The 19,527-nt window shown below is 45.7% G+C and carries 16 protein-coding genes and 1 riboswitch; of the genes, 11 read left to right on the forward strand and 5 right to left on the reverse strand.

Annotated features, from left to right (window positions below; translation table 11 throughout):
- Nucleotides 1–30: 30 nt before the first annotated feature.
- On the reverse strand, nt 31–1,248 hold the full coding sequence (locus ABJ225_RS01390; RefSeq protein WP_347318089.1) for a NupC/NupG family nucleoside CNT transporter: 1,218 nt from the start codon (nt 1,246–1,248) through the stop codon (nt 31–33).
- A 303-nt stretch (nt 1,249–1,551) separates the two neighbouring features.
- Between ABJ225_RS01390 and ABJ225_RS01395 the strand changes: the two genes are divergently transcribed.
- The 3 genes from ABJ225_RS01395 (at nt 1,552) to nhaC (ending at nt 6,040) form a co-directional block, all read left to right on the forward strand.
- On the forward strand, nt 1,552–3,120 hold the full coding sequence (locus tag ABJ225_RS01395) for a peptide chain release factor 3 (RefSeq protein WP_218245772.1): 1,569 nt from the start codon (nt 1,552–1,554) through the stop codon (nt 3,118–3,120).
- Nucleotides 3,121–3,339: 219 nt separating this feature from the next.
- Nucleotides 3,340–4,287: an EAL domain-containing protein gene (locus tag ABJ225_RS01400; protein WP_347318092.1), complete on the forward strand. Its 948-nt coding sequence runs from the start codon at nt 3,340–3,342 to the stop codon at nt 4,285–4,287.
- Nucleotides 4,288–4,645: 358 nt separating this feature from the next.
- Nucleotides 4,646–6,040, forward strand: coding sequence for a Na+/H+ antiporter NhaC (nhaC, locus tag ABJ225_RS01405; protein WP_347318094.1), 1,395 nt, complete (start codon nt 4,646–4,648; stop codon nt 6,038–6,040).
- Here the strand turns inward: nhaC and ABJ225_RS01410 are convergent.
- Complete coding sequence (locus ABJ225_RS01410; RefSeq protein WP_347318096.1) at nt 6,037–6,894, reverse strand: hypothetical protein; 858 nt, start codon at nt 6,892–6,894, stop codon at nt 6,037–6,039. The genes nhaC and ABJ225_RS01410 overlap by 4 nt on opposite strands.
- Nucleotides 6,895–7,065: 171 nt before the next feature.
- Here ABJ225_RS01410 and ABJ225_RS01415 point away from each other — a divergent pair, with 171 nt between their 5' ends.
- From ABJ225_RS01415 to ABJ225_RS01435, 5 genes are all read left to right on the forward strand, one after another.
- The gene (locus ABJ225_RS01415; RefSeq protein WP_347318098.1) at nt 7,066–10,143 is read left to right on the forward strand and encodes an efflux RND transporter permease subunit; all 3,078 of its coding nucleotides are present in this window, start codon (nt 7,066–7,068) and stop codon (nt 10,141–10,143) included.
- 214 nt (nt 10,144–10,357) lie between these two features.
- A complete protein-coding gene (locus tag ABJ225_RS01420; protein WP_218245776.1) occupies nt 10,358–10,822 on the forward strand; it encodes a hypothetical protein in 465 nt (154 codons plus the stop codon).
- Between the two features lie 59 nt (nt 10,823–10,881).
- Nucleotides 10,882–10,978: riboswitch (yybP-ykoY riboswitch) on the forward strand.
- A gap of 99 nt (nt 10,979–11,077) precedes the next feature.
- Complete coding sequence (locus ABJ225_RS01425) at nt 11,078–11,842, forward strand: TerC family protein (protein WP_056537694.1); 765 nt, start codon at nt 11,078–11,080, stop codon at nt 11,840–11,842.
- 439 nt (nt 11,843–12,281) lie between these two features.
- The gene (gene sigI / locus ABJ225_RS01430) at nt 12,282–13,025 is read left to right on the forward strand and encodes an RNA polymerase sigma factor SigI (protein ID WP_056537691.1); all 744 of its coding nucleotides are present in this window, start codon (nt 12,282–12,284) and stop codon (nt 13,023–13,025) included.
- A complete protein-coding gene (locus ABJ225_RS01435; protein ID WP_347318101.1) occupies nt 13,025–14,182 on the forward strand; it encodes an anti-sigma factor domain-containing protein in 1,158 nt (385 codons plus the stop codon). The genes sigI and ABJ225_RS01435 overlap by 1 nt, the downstream gene beginning before the upstream one ends.
- 39 nt (nt 14,183–14,221) lie before the next feature.
- On the opposite strand, the gene ABJ225_RS01440 is transcribed toward ABJ225_RS01435, so the two are convergent.
- A complete protein-coding gene (locus ABJ225_RS01440) occupies nt 14,222–14,422 on the reverse strand; it encodes an alpha/beta-type small acid-soluble spore protein (protein WP_048004262.1) in 201 nt (66 codons plus the stop codon).
- A 229-nt stretch (nt 14,423–14,651) separates the two neighbouring features.
- Between ABJ225_RS01440 and ABJ225_RS01445 the strand changes: the two genes are divergently transcribed.
- From ABJ225_RS01445 to ABJ225_RS01455, 3 genes are all read left to right on the forward strand, one after another.
- A complete protein-coding gene (locus ABJ225_RS01445; protein ID WP_056537684.1) occupies nt 14,652–16,004 on the forward strand; it encodes a TrkH family potassium uptake protein in 1,353 nt (450 codons plus the stop codon).
- Nucleotides 16,005–16,086: 82 nt separating this feature from the next.
- Nucleotides 16,087–16,248 carry a hypothetical protein gene (locus ABJ225_RS01450; RefSeq protein WP_164468453.1) on the forward strand — a complete coding sequence of 54 codons (162 nt, stop codon included), beginning with the start codon at nt 16,087–16,089 and terminating at the stop codon, nt 16,246–16,248.
- On the forward strand, nt 16,245–16,382 hold the full coding sequence (locus ABJ225_RS01455) for a hypothetical protein (protein ID WP_162838950.1): 138 nt from the start codon (nt 16,245–16,247) through the stop codon (nt 16,380–16,382). Before ABJ225_RS01450 ends, ABJ225_RS01455 begins: the two co-directional genes overlap by 4 nt.
- Before the next feature lie 35 nt (nt 16,383–16,417).
- On the opposite strand, the gene ABJ225_RS01460 is transcribed toward ABJ225_RS01455, so the two are convergent.
- Nucleotides 16,418–18,136 (reverse strand): B12-binding domain-containing radical SAM protein, encoded by a 1,719-nt coding sequence (locus ABJ225_RS01460; protein ID WP_347318104.1) that lies wholly within the window; start codon nt 18,134–18,136, stop codon nt 16,418–16,420.
- Nucleotides 18,137–18,403: 267 nt separating this feature from the next.
- On the reverse strand, nt 18,404–19,429 hold the full coding sequence (locus ABJ225_RS01465) for an acyltransferase family protein (protein WP_056537680.1): 1,026 nt from the start codon (nt 19,427–19,429) through the stop codon (nt 18,404–18,406).
- Between the last annotated feature and the right edge of the window lie 98 nt (nt 19,430–19,527).

Raw genomic sequence — 19,527 nt, forward strand, 5'->3', positions numbered from 1 at the left:
AACCGGGAACCCTAAACGAAACGATTGAAATTAGACAAACATACCAGCGATGGCCGCACTGAGAAGTGATGCAAGTGCACCAGCTAAGACAGCCCGCAAGCCCATTTTGGCGATATCAGTGCGGCGGTTCGGTGCCAGATTACCAAGTCCGCCAAGGAGGATTCCAAGGGAGGATACATTGGCGAAACCGCAAAGGGCGAATGAAATGATTGCAACCGCTTTGTCTGATAGGTCACCAATGACCGGTGCGAAATTTGAATATGCCACAAATTCGTTGATCACTAGCTTTTGACCGATGAAATTCCCGGCGGTAACGGCCTCGCTCCACGGTACTCCTATTGCCCATGCAAGTGGAGAGAAGACATAGCCCAGGATCAGTTCAAGGGTAAGATCGGAATAACCGAATACTCCCCCAATTAGACCAAGTATTCCGTTGATAAGGGCAACAAGTGCTATGAACGCGAGAAGCATGGCCCCGATATTCAAGGCAAGCTGCAACCCGACGCTTGCCCCTTTTGCCGCGGCATCAATGACGTTGGCAGAGTCAGAATCAGCCTCCATTTTAAAGCTGTCCGGCTCCGGTGAATCAACAGTCTCCGGAACAAATAGCTTGGCCATTACCAGTCCTGCAGGAGCAGCCATAAAGCTTGCCGCCAGAAGATACTCAAGGGGAACGCCGAGTAAGGAGTAACCGACAAGCACAGATCCGGCAACGGAAGCCAGTCCACCTGTCATGACGGCAAATAGTTCGGATTTGGTCATGGTAGACAAGTATGGTCTGATGACGAGTGGTGCTTCCGTCTGTCCTACGAAGATATTGGCCGCGGCTGAAAGTGATTCAGCTTTTCGGGTACCAAGAAGCTTTGATAGCGCTCCTCCAATGATTTTGATAAAGAACTGCATGATGTTTAAATAATAGAGAACTGAAATCAGTGCAGAGAAGAAAATGACGACCGGTAGTACATTGAAGGCAAAGACGTACCCAATGCCGGATTCTTTTGTGAATAATCCGCCGAAAAGGAAATTGATTCCTTCGTTAGAATAGTCGATGATGGCATTGACGAAAAATGTCAATGCTTTGAGACCGCTTTGACCCCAGGATGTTTCCAACACAAGGAAGGCGAAAATAATTTGTATGAGAAGCCCGCCGATCACACTCCGATAATTGATGCGTTTCTTATCGGTTGAGAAGAGAAAGCCGATTCCCAACACAACTAGAATTCCAAAAATCCCCCATAAATACTGCATTCTGTCACCTCTTAGTAGTATGTTTTTCTGGTTGTTCGGTTTTTTATTTTACAGTTCTTTCAGAAGTCTGACAACCACCAATTTTCAAGAAGTACGTACATCTGTGTAGGTTAGTGTGCACATATATAGCGTTTTCATGAAAAGGCATACATAATCCAGATGAGATAAAAACCTTTTGGGGATAATGGAAGGAAAAGGTATAGATTTAATGTGGAAATGGTACGGAACATCAGAGATTTATTGCAAAGTAAGTATAGAAAGAATATGATGGGAAAGTGAGTACGACAAGAAAGGAAAGAACTAATGAAAATAGACTTTATCGAAGAAGTAAAATCAAGACGTACATTTGCAATCATATCCCATCCGGATGCAGGTAAAACCACTCTGACAGAGCAGCTGCTGCTGTTCGGGGGAGCCATTCGCGCAGCCGGGACAGTCAAAGGGAAAAAGACCGGGAAGTTTGCTACTTCCGACTGGATGGAAATTGAAAAGCAGCGGGGAATCTCTGTTACAAGTTCTGTCATGGCCTTCGACTATAACGATTTTCGCGTCAACATCCTTGATACCCCTGGTCACCAGGATTTCTCCGAAGATACGTACCGGACCCTCATGGCCGTAGATAGCGCCGTCATGATCATCGACTCTGCCAAAGGGATCGAAGCACAGACGCTGAAGCTATTCAAAGTATGCCGCATGAGAGGTATTCCGATCTTCACCTTTATCAACAAACTTGACCGCCAGGGCCGTGAACCGCTGGAACTGCTGGAAGAGCTTGAAGAAGTGCTGGGGATCCAATCCTATCCCATGAACTGGCCGATCGGAATGGGGAAAGAATTCCTCGGCATTTATGATCGTTTTCATAATCGCATCGAACAATTCCGTGTTGAGGAAGATGATCGCTTTATTTCCCTGAATGACGAAGGAGAGATTGCCGGTGAACATCCGCTGACTGAGAGCGGCTTGTACCAGCAGGCACTTGAGGACATCCTTCTATTGAACGAAGCAGGAAATGAATTCTCAAAGGACCGCATTGCCTCAGGCGAACTCTCTCCTGTATTCTTCGGCAGTGCCTTGACGAACTTCGGGGTACAAACATTCCTTGAAACGTATCTGCAGTTCGCCCCGTCGCCTCAACCTAGAAATTCGGATGCAGGGGAAATTGAACCGACTGCAGAAGAATTTTCCGGTTTCGTATTCAAGATTCAGGCGAATATGAACCCTGCCCATCGTGACAGGATCGCCTTCGTACGGATTTGTTCAGGTCAGTTCGAGCGCGGGATGACCGTCAATCTACCGCGTACAGGTAAGCCGATCAAGCTCAGTCAATCGACCCAATTCCTTGCAGATGATCGAAGTACCGTTAATGAAGCGGTCAGCGGGGACATCATAGGGGTATATGATACTGGGACCTATCAGATCGGAGATACCCTTGTACAAGGGAAGAAAAACTTCCAGTACGAAAAACTGCCACAGTTCACCCCTGAATTATTCGTGCGGGTGACTGCGAGAAACGTCATGAAGCAGAAGCACTTCCAAAAAGGGATCCTCCAACTTGTCCAAGAAGGAGCCATCCAGTACTATAAAACGCGTACTGAGGACGTCATCCTAGGGGCTGTCGGACAGCTTCAGTTCGAAGTATTCGAGCACCGTATGAAGAATGAGTACAATGTAGACGTGAAGATGGAATCCGTCGGTTCCAAAATCGCACGCTGGATCGAGAACGAGGAAGATGTGAAAGACACAATGTCCAGTCAGCGAAGTATGCTGGTAAAGGATCGTCATGGACAGATGGTCTTCTTGTTTGAAAATGACTTTGCCATGAGATGGTTCCAGGATAAACACCCTGAAATCAAACTGTATAGCTTGCTATAAGGAAAAAGTCGCAGCCTGTTGCTGCGGCTTTTTTTGTATACCTGAATAATGCAGAGTAAACAGTTGAATGATGATAAAACGGGTGGGTAAATGGTCTTTTTTTTAAGTGTCGGTGTAGGGGATTGTGAATATTTTTCAATATATAAAGTGAAATGACTGGCTTTATATAGGTAAAAAGATTTAGTATTGAAGGAAAGACTTGTGAAATGAGGGAGACATATGAAAACCACGTGCATCCATTGCGGTGTGACCATGCAGTATGAATCCAAAGGACAATTGAATGTACCATCAATCGGGCAAACGTTTATCTACCGGTCCAAGGAGGAATTGGAGGGGGTGGCCAAGTCACTTGCGGATCATTCCGATGAAATTCAGGTTCATCTGAATGGCAAACACCAGATGACCGCTTCTGAACTCCACTACCGACTTAAATATGAAGAGGTCGTCACGTTAATTCAGTCTGAGAGATTCATCAGCCATCTCCAGCCTATTATCAATGTCGCATCGGGAGAAATTCACGGATATGAATCATTGTTGAGGAGTGATTCAAGGGCATTGAATCCGGGGCTTTTATTTAAAGCGGCATCTCTTACAGGATTCCACTCCATGCTTGACCAGAAAGCGAGGCGTGCAGCCATAGAGGCGAAGAGTAAATACGTTCCACGCGGTGTGAAAAGCTTTATCAATTTCCTTCCATCCACCATCTACAATCCGGAATTTTGTTTGCGTCACTCATTCCAGATCGTCGAAGACTTCGGAGTCGACCCTAATGATCTCGTGTTCGAGGTCGTAGAAACCGAAAAAATCGAAGATATTGATCATTTGAAGAAGGTATTGAATGTATACAAAAGGGAAGGAATGAGGGTGGCACTCGACGATGTGGGCTCGGGATTTGCTGATCCTGAACTCCTCACCCTCCTGAATCCCGATTATGTGAAAATCGACCGCTCCTATATCGATCATTGCGATGAGAGTCCAGACAAGCAGGCCTTTCTGCGGAAAATCATCCATCTGGCACGTGAACGAGGCATCACGGTGTTAGGGGAAGGAATCGAGAGAAAGGAAGAACTAGAGTATTGCCGAAGCATCGGTATCGATCTTGCTCAAGGCTATTTTATTGGGAAGCCGATGGAGCGTCCATTGGTTCCTTCATTCACTTTTGATTGACAAAAATGAAAACCGTGATAAAATACTCATATATTACTTTAGTGCTTAAAAGCGTTTAAGGAAAATAGTGATAGTAAACGATCTTGAAACAGCATAGTAGGTTGAGGGGAACAGCAATTAGAGATCAGGCGGTTTGGTGAAAGCCTTGAGTTCCTTTTAAGTGAATTACACTGCTTCTGGAGGGTAACCTCTAAAAAGGGATCGGAAAGATAGAGTGGGGATGGGCCTTAGGTGTTACACGCTAAAGGCCGTTCCAATTAGGGTGGTACCGCGGAGAGCTCTTCGTCCCTATTTCAGGGAGAGGGTTCTTTTTTTCGTCCTTTCCCACTAAACAGCATAGATAAGGAAGTGACATACGTTGAACAAACATATTTCAAACACGCCAAAAGTCTGGGAAGCTGCCCTCATTCTCCTCATGGTTCTGTCCATGATCGGTACCTTTCTCATCAAACTGGAGACGGTTCCTCATATTCCCATTGCCGTTGCCCTCATCCTTCTTACCATTTTCGGATTGGTCAAAAAGGTCTCCTTTAAATCAATCGAAGAAGGAATGATCTCAGGCATTCAAGGAGGTCTGGGTGCCATTCTCCTGTTCATATTCATCGGGATGCTCGTGGGGAGCTGGCTAACGAGCGGTACGATCCAGACCATCATGTATGGTGGATTTTCTTTCCTGACCCCTGCTTATTTTTATGCGATTGCGTTTTTGGTCACCGCCCTTTGTGGAGTGATTGTAGGTAGCTCCTTGACTACAGCAGCAACTATCGGGGTTGCCATCATCGGGATTTCCGAAACCATGGGGTTATCTATGGGGATCACAGCCGGGGCCATCGTTTCCGGTGCGTTTTTCGGAGATAAGATGTCACCATTATCCGATACCACCAACCTTGCTTCTTCCGTCGTAAAGGTGGACCTTTTTGAACACATCAGGAATATGGCTTGGACCACGGTCCCAGCTTTCATCATTTCGTTGATCCTTTTTGCTGTTCTGTCACCAAACGGGAAAAGTGCCGGTCTAGGAGACTTGAATGCCCTTAAGCAGGCATTGGGTGAAACGGGGGTTATCCATTGGTACAGTCTTATCCCGCTATTCCTGCTTATCGTCATGGTGATGATGAAGGTTCCAGCTTTGCTGACACTCGCCATCAACATTATCGTGTCAACCGGCTTGGCATTCATTCACGGAATGATGGGTGGAAAAGCAATTTTGAATGCACTATTTTCCGGATATGTTTCAACATCAGGGAACGAAGCCCTGGATTCCCTGTTAACAAGGGGAGGGATCGACAGCATGATGTTTACCATCGGACTTGTCATCCTGTCTCTGAGTCTGGGGGGACTCCTATTCAAGCTCGGGATCATACCGGTTCTCTTGGAGAAGGTCAGTTCCATCCTTCAGTCTGCAAGCAAGACAATCTTTACTACGGCCATGACGGCAATCGGATTGAACTTTGCAGTCGGGGAGCAATACCTCTCCATCCTGTTAACTGGGGAAGCATTCAAGGACCAGTACAAAAAAATCGGACTTCATCCAAAGAACCTCTCCAGGACCCTTGAAGACGCCGGGACGGTCATCAACGCCCTTGTACCGTGGGGAGTGAGCGGTATCTTCATTGCAGAGGTGCTAGGTGTACCGACACTCACCTATCTTCCGTTTGCATTCTTCTGCCTACTGTCTCCCATCCTGACCATCCTATTTGGCTTCACAGGCTGGACGATTACGAAAATAGACGGGAAATCCGCTGAGCGTTAATGCTCAGCGGTTTTTTTTTGCGCATATCCATACCAGGAGAAAAGCTTTTTACCTAAAAGGAGCATAGCGATATGGAAAAGGGGTAACGTGAAGAAGCCGCCTATGCCACGAACTACAAGGAAGTTGAAATGAATCAGTCCGTAATCGAGAGTTATCAGGATCAACATGGTAATCAAGAACGCCCCAGTATTATTTGGACGATAGAAGATCGTCAGGGTGTAGAAGTAGTTGCATACCCACGAATAAATGCTGTTCCCCGTAATGGAATTCCTCATTTCGTCTGAGAAGAGATGAATGGGGATTTTGTAAAGATCAAGCAACGGAGACAAAATCCATGATATCGAAAGAGTGAGCACAGACAATGAAAAATAGAGCGTGATAAAATGAAGTTTTTCCAATCCCGGGTCTGCCATCCTCTCCCACCATTTCTTTGAAAGGTAAGCCCCGAGAAGGAGGAATATACTCGTATAGATGCTTTTCCACCAGAAATGTTCATATATGCCTACTGATACGAACCAACTTTCGATGAAGTAAAAGAAAGCGATGATAAGCAGGATCCAGCCGAACTTCAAGCGCTTGAAGGCGATGACGGTCAGGGAAATAGGCACTGAAAACGCCTGAGAGCTTATCGAACCAAGGACGCTGTCATTATATTGATTGGAAAGGATAGCGGGATCGTATTCATAGCTTCCCCCGAGGATAAAAATAAGGAACTCAAACACATAAGCCAATCCAGAGATGAAAAACCAGAAGACGACGATCTTACCGGCTTGATCCCGATTTGTCATCATGAGGAATCCGAGGATTATCAATGAAAGTATGACGAGAATCAAAAACGGGACGGAATTAGTCATCATTCGTTCTCCTTACATGTGAGGTTATGATGTATTGTTTGCAGAAAGATAGGAATTATGACGATAGGCGCACAATATGATGCAAGTGCATCTTATAGATTGAAGGATTTTCCTTTACCCTTTATAGTTGATACTATCAACAAGATAATAGAGAAAGGGGAAAGACACCGTTTGAAAATAAGTGATTTTTCCATACGTAGACCGGTATTCACAATCGTCACCATGATCCTGATCCTGATTCTTGGAGGGGTATCCCTGTCCAAGATCCCCCTTAAACTGATTCCGGATCTTAATCCACCAGTAGCGGTGGTCGTGACATCTTACCCAGGGGCAGGACCGCAAGAAGTGGTAGAAAAAGTAACGAAGCCCCTTGAAGAAAGCCTTTCCACTCTCCCGGGATTGAAAAACGTCCAGTCTACTGCACAAGAAGGATCGAATTTCATCCTTATGGAATTCTCTTGGTCCACATCCATTGAAGAAATTGAGAATGATGTCCTGCAGCGGATTGATCAGGCACCACTTCCCGAAGAAGCGGATAAACCGAGATTCCTGAAATTCGACCCCGCACAATTTCCCATCATCCAGTTCTCATTGAAAGCGGATGGGGATAATGCTTCCCTTCGGACGTTGGCGGAGCGGATGAAACTTGAACTCAATCGTGTTGAAGGAGTCGCCAACGTAAACGTTACCGGTTCTTTCGAAGATGAAATCACGGTCAATCTTGACCAAGATGCCCTCGAGAATAAAGGGCTTAGCCAGAATGATATCGTAAATACCCTCCGCAGCAATAACATCACATCACCGGGGGATACAATCGATACGGAAGGGAAGACGCTCACGACACGGGTCATGAGCGAACTGAAGTCGGTGAAGGAAATCGAGGAGCTCACCGTAACGGTCGATCCCAAAACAGGTAAGAAAGTACCGCTTTCCGATGTGGCTGATGTGAAGATGAAACCGGTGGATGATAATACATACACCCGTGCCGATCAAAAGCCTGCTGTCCTGTTCAGCGTGCTTCAGCAATCGGATGCCAATACCGCTACGGTGTCAAAGGCATTCCAGTCGGGATTGAATGACCTCCTTAAACAGAAACAATATAAAGATGTAGATGCAGAAGTACTTTTCGATCAAGGGGATTATATCACCGACGCCATTGGAAGCATCACGAACTCCCTCCTTCTTGGAGGCGTGTTTGCCATGATGGTCCTCTTCCTATTCTTGAGGAACGTCAGAAGTCCTCTGATCGTAGGGGTTTCCATTCCATATTCAGTGGTCGTGACCTTTGTTCTGATGTTCTTTGCAGGCTTTAGCCTGAATATCATGACCCTTGGTGCCCTTGCACTCGGTATCGGTATGCTTGTCGATAACTCGATTGTCGTCATTGAAAACATCTACAGGCACCTTGCCATGGGGAAACCACGGAAACAGGCAGCCAGTGAAGGGGCGAAGGAAGTGGGAGGAGCCATCACTGCTTCCACCCTGACAACCGTCGCAGTCTTCCTTCCCGTCGTGTTCATTTCCGGGCTCATAGGGGAAATCTTCACTGAATTTGCCTTGACCATATCCTTCAGCCTCTTTGCCTCACTTGTTGTGGCCCTGACCGTTGTACCGATGATGGCAAGCCGCATGCTCAAGGAGCCGAAAGGAAATCTTGAAGCAAGAAGAAGAAGATCGAAATCACGGAGCCGGTTCAAGCGATCGGTGGAGTGGGCCTTGTCCCATCGAACCATTGTCCTCTTGGCTACCCTTGTTATGCTCGGTGTGAGCAGTTGGGGAGTCACGAAGGTAGGAACGGAATTCCTGCCGGCGACAGATGAAGGATTCTTTACCATGAGGGTGGAACTAGAAAACGGTTCTTCCGTTAATGAAACGAACGCTGTCGTCAAAGCGATTGAAGAAGAGCTTGAAAACGAAACGAATGTCCAAACAGCTGTCAGCCTCGTGGGGACTGATCAAGAGCAGTCATTCAGGGGAGGAAAGTCAGGGAATATTGCCGAGATTTATGTGAAGATGAAGCCTTTTGACGAACGCAAGCAGTCCATCTTCTCATTTGCCGATGAAGTAAAGCCGAAATTGGAGAAAGCGGCAAAAGGACAAAATGATACGGCAAACATCGTATTCAATCTACAATCGACTTCTGGATCCAGCCCTCAGACCCTTACCTTCAATCTGAGAGATACGAATGAAAAGCGGCTGGATGATGGAGTTGAAAAGCTTCAAAAGGAATTAGAAGGGATGGATGATGTAAACGAGGTCTCGACGGATCGAATGGAAACGATCAAGGAAGTTCAGATGAAGGTTGATCGTGCGAAAGCCCTCGATCAAGGTCTCGCTCCTTCACAAATCGGTTCACTGGTTCAGGATGTGACTAGAGGGGTCACGGCTACACAGATTGTCACGGAGGACTCAGAAGTCGTAAGCGTATTCGTCAAATATGACCGTGACATCACCGAAAATCTGGATTCGTTGAAGAAACTCCTGATTCCTAATGGTCAGGGAAAATTCATCAAACTGGACTCGGTCGTTAATTTCTCTATTGAAGACGGACCGGTTAGCATCAAACGGATCGATCAGCAGTCGGCTGTTCAGTTCACGGTCAATTATGCGTCTAGTACGAACCTCGGAACGATATCCAAAAATGTGGAAAAGGAAATCACCAAGCTCGATCTTCCTGAAGAAACCCAAGTATCTTTCTCTGGGGAAAAAGAGCTTCTGGACGATTCAATCAATGATATGATCCTCGCTCTGGCCCTGGCTCTTGTTTTGGTATATTTGGTCATGGCTGCCCAGTTCGAATCATTCAAGTATCCGTTCGTTATTATGTTCACGGTTCCGCTTATGGTCATCGGTGTCGCACTGGGCCTATTCCTGACCGAGACCCCGATCAGTGTCCCGGCCGTGATCGGAGTCATCATACTGGCAGGTATTGTCGTGAACAATGCCATCGTCATCGTCGATTATATCAAACAGCGCAAGGAAGAAGGGATGGGGAGTTTTGAAGCCATTGTCACTGCCTCACAGGACCGGATCCGTCCGATTCTAATGACAGCGCTGACGACGATTCTTGGACTCGTCCCACTTGCCCTTGGATTGGGTGAAGGAACAGAAATCAATCAGCCCATGGCCATTGCTGTAATTGGAGGGTTACTCACCAGCACGCTGCTGACTGTGTATATCATCCCCGTCATCTACAGTCTTTTTGATAAAGAGACACGGAGAAGAGCATCTAGGAAAAGTATGGATTAAGGAATGGAGCCGGACCCTATAGGGGTTCGGCTTTCTTGGTTCGGAAGGGATACACAGCGGTCGGAGCGGTGACCGTTATGATCGAACAGAATTGATGTATGCTGACATATTTAGGAGGAGATTGGTCACAATAGGGGGAGAAGAAGCTAGGAGGAGTCCAGAATGCCATTTTCCATCCATCACCCATTACCAGTGAACGTGAGGCAGATGCCGCGTGAAAACATCCATCACAAAACTTGAAGCCATTCTTTGGAGCATTGCACTGCCTGGCTTTCCTCAGCTTCTCGTCGGATTGTGGTTCAAAGGGGCACTCCTGGTCCTTTTGGAGATTTTCATCAATGTCATGAGCGACTTCAACCTGGCCATTATGTACAGTTTTTTGGGTGAGACAAAAAAAGCCGCAGAAGTCATAGATTATCAGTGGCTGATGTTCTATCCCTGTTTATACATGTTCGCTATGTGGGATGCGTATAAGATTGCTTCAAATGAAAAGGAAAAACTCAGCTATCTTCCATTTGTTTTTTCGGCATACTTTGTGACGGTCGGCCTGATGGTCTCCCCGAAGGTCCACCTGTTCGGAGCATTCATCGGTCCCATTTTCCTGCCGATGCTGTTCGTCATTCCTGGCGTAGCGGTAGGCTTTTTTGTTAGAGCCATCGTAATCCGGCTCACCAGATGAATTTATTCTTTACATCTTGGGGGAAATAAGGTACGATTCAGGTATAAATTAAACGTTTTCTACCTGTCAAAGGGGAGTAGCTATAGGTTCACACCTAAACAAAGTCGTCAGTTCATGGGTTATGCCCATCGGCTTTGTTGGCATATCAACTATGCTAAGCAAGACCTTTGCCTTATTTAGGCAAGGGTCTTTTTCTTTTGATAAAAATCCTTGCCTGATGGAAAACTAACTTTATCATTGGGAGGGACTTATAGTATGGATGCATCAATGTTATTAGAATATGGATGGGTACTCCTCATCCTCATCGGTTTGGAAGGAATCCTTGCAGCCGACAATGCAGTCGTCATGGCCGTCATGGTCAAACATCTACCTGAAGAGCAGCGGAAGAAAGCGTTGTTCTATGGATTGATGGGAGCTTTTATCTTCCGTTTCGCCGCCCTTTTCCTCATCTCATTCCTTGTGAATGTTTGGCAGGTGCAGGCAATCGGAGCCATCTACCTGTTCTACGTCGCCATCCATCACTTCATCAAGAAGCGTAAGGGTGAAGGAGCTGTTGATAACGCTGAGAATAAAGGATCAGGTTTCTGGATGACCGTCCTGAAAGTTGAGCTTGCTGATATCGCCTTTGCGGTAGACTCCATGCTTGCCGCTGTGGCCCTGGCCGTAACGCTGAGACCGACAGGATGGTTCGAAGTCGGAGGGATCGATGGTGGACAGTTTACCATCATGTTCCTTGGTGGGGTCATCGGTCTAGTGATTATGCGTTTCGCCGCTACATGGTTCGTCAAGCTTCTAGAAAAATATCCCACTCTGGAATCTGCAGCATTTCTTATCGTAGGCTGGGTCGGTGTCAAGCTTGCCGTGTTCACCCTCGCCCATCCGGATGTCGCAATACTGGATCATCATTTCCCAGAGTCCAAAGTATGGAAACTGATCTTCTGGACCGTTTTGATCATCCTTTCCATCGGCGGATACCTCTTGTCGAAGAAGCGGGCAAATGCAGCCCAAACAGGGTCTTAACAATAGTCATAGTAAAAACCGAATTCAATTGCCTAAGGCAATTGAATTCGGTTTTTTTATTTGTTTTATGACCAGTCATACTTCATTGTTACTAGCGGTTGATTGGGGTGCAAGACGAAGTCTCCTGCGGGCTCATGTGAAAGGCTTGCCGTGGAGGCTCACGAGCTATCCGCCGAGAGCGAAAGCTTGCACGGAAATTATAAGCGGTATTTAGAACCTAGAGTGATCGTGTTCGTCATGAAATGATACGTCTCTAAATTTGTCCAACCACCTTTTATTACATATGACCCCCTCAAAAATTCCGGATTGTACGAAAACCCTTTATAGAAACAATCGATTGTTTTCAGCAAAAGGTTGAATGTCAACCCTTTCCTGTGGGTATATCCTTTGAAACTAGGGTGCTTCTTAGTATAATAGGGTGCAGGATGGAGGGGAACCGATGCTCAATCTACTATTACTCTCGCTGGTCAAAAGGAAAACGACCATCGAGGAAAAAGCGGTCCGGATCCAAAACGGAGAAGAAGAGTTACTTTCAAGTTTGTTGGATGAATACAAGCCATTCATAAAAAAGACGGTATCCTCCGTCTGTAAACGATATATTACCGAGAGCGATGATGAGTTCAGCATCGGATTGATCGCTTTTCATGATGCGATCGTCAAGTACAATACCGAAAAGGGTTCATCATTCATCAGCTTCTCAGAAGTGATCATCAAGAGGAAGGTCATTGATTATATCCGTAAAAATGGAAAGTACCAAGATATAAGTGTGGACATGAACAATACCGATGATGAAGATCTTCCGTCACTCCATATCGAGCAGCTTGCAGCAGTCGATGAGTACCAGAGAAAAGAGGATGCGAGGCTAAGGCGGGAGGAAATTCTACAGTTCACGAAACAGCTGGAAGAATACAATCTTACCTTTGAAGATCTGATCGACGCTTCACCAAAACATGAAGATGCACGGATGAATGCCATCAATATTTCCATGATTGTCGTCAATGAAATGGAATTCAAGGACTACCTACTGGCGAAAAAGCGTTTACCGATAAAAAAACTAGAAAAGACGGTAAGTGTGAGCAGGAAGACCATAGAACGGAATCGTAAGTATATCATCGCCATGTGCTTGATTCTTATGGGCGATTATGTTTATTTAAAGGATTACTTAAAAGGCAGGTTAGGCTGATGAAAAAAGGGATCATCATGGATATCAAGTCGGACGCCCTCGTTATGATGACCGCTGAAGGGGAGTTCATCAAAGGGAAGAAGCATCCTCATCAACAGTATTCAATCGGTGAAGAGATCCCGTTTTTTCCAGTGACGGGAGAACGGTTCTATGCAGGACGCCGATCAGGAAGGATGCGTTGGAAGGTTCTTCTCGCTTCATGTGCAGTCTTTGCTCTTCTGCTAATCTTGCTTCCAAGCACATTGACCGAGGATAGAAAGGCATATGCCTACGTGTCTCTTGACATCAATCCGAGTCTCGAATTGACGCTGGATGAAGAAAAACAGGTGCTTGATATCGTTTCGTACAATGAAGAAGGAGATGAAATCCTATCGTCCCTTCATAAGTGGCGAAACTCAAAAGCAGAGAAGGTTACAGCGAAGATCTTTGATTTATGTGAAGAGCTGGGATACTTCACTGAAACGGATCACATCTATATGACTTCTTCATTCCCTGAAGAAAAAGACGGAAAAGCCAAAGAGAGCTTTATTAATAGCATTTACTCAATGATCGAAGATGAGAATCAATCGAGACCCGTAACCATCACCTATAAAGAAGCCAGCCGGGAAGAACGGAAAGAGGCCCATGAAAACGGGGTGACGGCAGGGCACTTGATGAAAGAGCAAGAGAAGACGGTCGACGAAGCTCCAGAGGATAAGGTGAAGACAGTGGAACCTAAAGAGGGTGACAGGCCTTCTGTTCAGCCACCGGCCAAAGACAAAACGAAAAGCGATGCCGCAGGCAGGGAAGACAATACAAATAAAGAAGAGGAAAAAGAAGCCGTTCCCGAGCAAAAAGCAAACCCTCAAAGGAAACAAGAAAAAGAAAAAAAGAAAGTCACCCCACCGAAAAAAAGACCTGCTCAGCCTCATAAGCGCCATGAGCAGAAAGAACGGGGAAACGACAAGTCAGATACGACAAAAAAGCAAGAAGAATGGTCACCCCCGAGCCAGCAGGAAAAAAAGAACAAACAGGGCGACAAACAGAAGGAAGCAGATAAACACGACCATCGCATGAAGGAAAAAGAAGGTCCAAAAGGGGATGAAAACCCAGGCAAAAGGGGAGAGGACCAGGGCAAGAAGGAAGGCTGGAAAAAGAACCATAAACAAGATGATTAAAGAAAAGCCGGCAGAAACTGCCGGCTTTTGTTATCCATATTATTTAGTTGATTGTCCAGATAAATGTGATTGAGCTTGTTGTACCAGACGCTTAGTGATTTCTCCGCCAACTGATCCGTTTGAACGGGCTACAGTGTCTGAACCAAGGTTCACACCGAATTCCTGAGCGATTTCATATTTCACTTGATCAAGGTATTGCTCCACACCAGGAACCAATAATTTATTGCTGCTTCGTGCCATGCTTGTCTCCTCCAGTCTGTTTGTACTAGAAACAATATGCTTCTGTAAGGATATTATTTGATAAAGGCAGATGTTCATGTGTGGTAAAATTTCGAGGAAGTTGCAGAGTTTGGACAGGGTATCACAGGATCAAGTTTCAGGAACACTAATTTAAAGGTTTTCCTTTCAATCTCAACAAGAATTCATTAAGATAAGGTAGGAATCACCATACTGGAAAGGAAACGACGCTATGTGGCTCAAACTCAAATTACATATAAGCAAACTAACACCAACGCGTGTGATCGTCACCTACTACTTATTGGCGATCACCCTTTCAACCTTATTACTCAGCCTGCCTGTGGCTCACAAAAGAGGGGCGGATTGGAGCTTCATCGATGCGCTTTTTACATCGGTCAGTGCCGTAAGCGTGACGGGGCTGGCTGTCGTCAGTACGCCTGATACGTTCAATACGCTGGGGATTTTCATACTGATCTTTGTCCTCCAATTCGGTGGTATCGGAATCATGACCCTCGGGACCTTTTTCTGGTTGTTATTGGGGAAGCGGATCGGGCTCAAAGAAAGACAGTTGATCATGACCGATCAGAATCAGATGAATCTTTCGGGATTGGTCAATCTGCTTAAGCAAATCCTCCTGTTGGTCATCCTTATTGAAATCGTAGGAGCCGTTGTATTGGGAACCTATTTCTTAAGTTATTATCCATCTTGGCAGGAAGCATATATGCACGGATTATTCGCATCCGTCAGTGCCACCACCAATGCCGGTTTCGATATAACCGGACAATCCTTCATACCATTCAAGCATGATTATTTTGTGCAGGTAATAACAGTCATCCTGATCACATTGGGGGCCATCGGGTTCCCTGTATTGATCGAGGTCAAGAATTTCATCATGAATAAAGAAAAGAAACGCCATCATTTTTCCTTGTTTACGAAGATTACAACCACCACGTTTGGGCTTTTGCTTATCGTGGGCACCCTTTTGATCATCGTGATGGAATTCAATCACTTTTTCCAAGGGATGAGCTGGCACGAAGCTTTCTTCTATGCGTTCTTCCAGTCGGCATCGACAAGGAGCGGTGGCCTCGCCACCATGAACCTTGCCGAATTTTCACTTCCGACGCTCATGATGCTTAGCGGGATGATGTTCATCGGTGCCTCTCCAAGTTCTGTTGGAGGGGGAATCAGGACAACGACCTTCGCGTTGAACCTTTTATTCCTTTATCATTTTGCCAAAGGGAATCAGACCATCAAGATCTTCCGGAGGGAAATCCATCAGCAGGACGTACTGAAATCCCTGGTCGTCACCATGGTGGCAGTGCTTCTATGCTTCACCTCTGTGATCATTTTGACCATCACGGAAGATCACACCCTTATTGAAATCATCTTTGAAGTTTGTTCTGCCTTCGGAACAACTGGATTATCCCTTGGAATCACCCCGGATTTGAGCGTCATAGGCAAATGTGTCATCATGATCCTCATGTTCATCGGACGGGTCGGCATCCTTTCATTCCTGTTCATGATCGGCGGGAAAGAGAAAAAAGCGAATTATCATTATCCGAAAGAGCGTCTGATCATTGGTTGATGCTGAAGACGCTCTTGGCAATCGTTTTCAGTATGTCACCGAGCACCTGAGGGGAAGATATCCTTAAAGGAGCTGAATGAACATGAAACGAAAAGCCCAATGGGATGCAGCAGAGAAGAACAACAAGACCCCCAAGAAGAATAAACAGGAAACAGAAGTATCTTCAGAGTTCATGAATGGAGAAGATCCAGGGAAGGCGGCAAACCGCAATTCCAAACACGGCAAACAGGGGAATGGACAATGAAGAAACATGAAAAGAAAAACGAACTGAACGTACGTGAAGAGTTCGGTCTTGAGTTCGGGGACATGAATGCAGCCAAATTGATGGAAGCATCCCGTAAGGAATTAAAGAAAAAAGAAGCAAATAAAAAATGTTAAGCGATTTCGCTTAACATTTTTTATTTGAAGAGAAATCAGGAAACAACGACGGGGAAGAGGGTGGAGCGACCCGTGGAAGGTTCGAAATAGGCGAGGACATAGCCGTCCTTCCCATCTGTCCCGGTAATGGACTCCAGCATCGTATGCTTATACAGATCTTTCTCCGAAAGGTTCATCTCCATGAACTCTGCTCCCGCGCGTACAGGGGAGGCGAGGATTTCCTGATAGAGTGATGAGCGCTGTTCCTTGGTCATCGTGTTGCTCCACCATGGTTTTCTCGGCTTGTATTTTTGATTTTGGAGATAATCCAACTTCATAAGGCCTTCAACAATCGAAAGGGATAACCCTTCTTTGGTCGAGAGGAATTCGCGAAGCCTCTTGAACAGGTCTTCAAGCTGGTGACCGATCCGTGACCACCCCTTGCCTTCCCAGTAGGAACCGAACTCCTGGAAGAAATCGAATGGAGTCTCGAATACTTCTGAGACGAGGTATTCAATCGTCTGGTCCATGCGGTGGTCGTTCCAGTATTTTTCCAGTACGTCTTCCACTTGTTTGATCCGGACGATATCGTCAAAAGATAGGATATTATTCCCGAGTATTTCATACGGAGAGTGGTCCATATAGGTGTACTGATGATCGTTTGCACGTATTCTGAGGCCTGTATCCCTCAGCATCTTCAGGAAGCCGAGCTGAAGCTCTTCCGGCCTTAGTTGGAATACATCATTAAAGGTCTTTTTGAACGAATGATAATCTTCTTCCGGCAGTCCGGCGATAAGATCCAAATGCTGGTCGATCTTTCCGCCATCTTTGACCATGGTGACGGTTCTTGTCAATTTATCATAGTTCTGCCTTCTCATCACGAGATCATTGGTCTCATCATTGGTGGACTGCACGCCGATTTCGAAGCGGAATAAACCGGCAGGGGCGTTGTGATTCAAGAACTCGATCACTTCAGGGCGCATGATGTCCGCTGTGATCTCGAACTGGAAGACGGTACCCGGCAGATGCTCATCAATAAGGAATTGGAACATCTCCATGGCATAGCTTCGGCTGATATTGAAGGTGCGGTCCACAAACTTGATTGTTTTGGCCCCGTTCTGCATGAGGAACCTGATATCTTCTTTGACCTTCTCTCTGTCAAAGTAACGGACACCGACTTCAATGGAAGATAAACAGAATTGGCATCTGAACGGACAGCCTCTGCTCGTTTCAATATAGGTTACCCTTTTTGAAAGCTGATCGAGATCTTCTTCAAATCGGAACGGAGAGGGAACCTCACGAAGGTCGATCTTGTTCGATTGTGGCCGGATGACGGGCTTATCATCTTTCATATAAGCAATACCGGCAACCTTATCCCAGTTCTCATCTCCATTGGCTTGTATAAGGAACTGTTTGAACGATTCCTCTCCTTCACCCAAAATGATGAAGTCCACATCCGTCAGGCGTTCGAGCCAGTAGGGAACGTCATAGGTCACTTCAGGACCACCGAGGATGATCTTGACGTCGGGCATGATCTTTCTCAGTATCCCGATGACGTTGATCGTTTCTTCGATGTTCCATATATAACAGCTGAACCCGATGACGTCGGGCTGCTTTGAGAATAAGTCGGTTGCGATATTCAAGACGGGATCTTTAATCGTATACTCGGCAAGTTCAACATCAAAGTCTGGCTCGGCATATGCTTTCAGGCATCGTATGGCCAGGTTTGTATGGATATATTTAGCGTTCAATGTACTTAAAACCACTTTCTTCATACCTGTACTCCTTTATTTCCTCATCAATCGAGGTCACTGCATCACACTGTTCCCATTGTAGCGGAGAAGGCGAAAAAGCTCAATCTTTGTCTAAAATCAATTCAAATTTATTGTATTCCAAGGGAGGATTTCGATGAAAGATTTCGAATAGTATTATAAAACCATATGAAATGACATATAGTGGGGAAATGGGAGATATTTTCGTTTTGTTCCATTTCATCCACCAAAAAGGGACTGACTCAATGAGCCAGCCCTTTCTATTGGGTTTTATCTTGTGTTGATTTCTTTTTTTGAAAATAACTTTTGAAATCGGGAGGTCCTGAACTCGACGAGAGGCTGAGTCAGGCTCGTAAAGAACTTGGTCGAAAACAGCATCGTTAATATAAGTGACACGCCGAGCAGGACGAGGATGCTTGTGGTAGGGTTGATTTCATCCTTCAGCGCACTGACCCTGAACAATCTGACAAGGAATCCATGCAGGAGGTACACATAGAGGGTGTTCTTACCCCATTTCGTGAAGAACTGCTGCTTGGTCGGCACGAAGGAGAAAAAGCTGAAGATCATGATGATATTCAGTGCGTATACGGCAGCTCGAATCCCCATTCCGTACAGGTTATTCCAGTTGAAGTCGCCATAAGGTTTAGACCCAAGGAGCCATTTGTCCGAAAATTCCGGTATGAGGAACATTCCCAGGAAGACAATGATGAATGTCAGACCGGCTGCCAAGCGCATCTGTGACGTTTTGAAGTAATCGAAGTGCTCTTTTTTCAGATAGTAACCGAGGAGGAACATCGGGAAGAATACGAATGTCCTCGACAAACTGAGCGTACTCGAGATACTGTCTGCGAATCCGACGATCAGGCCAAGTGAAAATGCCACTGTCAGTCCTGCCGCAGGACCGAATTTAAACCATTTGATGAATGCATAAAGCAGGGCGTTCCAGCAGAACAGGCTGATGAGGAACCACAGGGACCAGTGTGGCGTCAGTGGATCGACCTCAAGAGTGGAGCTGTCATATAGGAAATAATAGTACACGGTATAAATCAACTGGAACACGATATAAGGCAAAATGAGTTTTTTCGCCAGCTTCTGGATATAGCCTTTCTTATAAAACCCTTTGGCAAAGAATCCTGCAAGCAGGATGAATGCCGGCATGTGAAAGGTATAGATGGTTTTATAAAGGGAAAGGATGACGGGATCTTTTTCAATATACGACCGGATGATGTGACCGAATACGACGAGAAAGATCAGGATGAATTTAGCATTATCAAAATATGAATCACGCTGTTTCATAGGCTCACCAACTTTAACGATTTCATTGTTTCATTCATACTTTCCCTAGGATACTATGGGTAAAACCTTCATTTCATTGTTAATTATCGCCAAGGGGT

It is taken from the genome of Rossellomorea sp. RS05 (genome assembly GCF_039822645.1).
In the GTDB taxonomy this organism is placed as follows: Bacteria; Bacillota; Bacilli; order Bacillales; family Bacillaceae_B; genus Rossellomorea; species Rossellomorea marisflavi_B.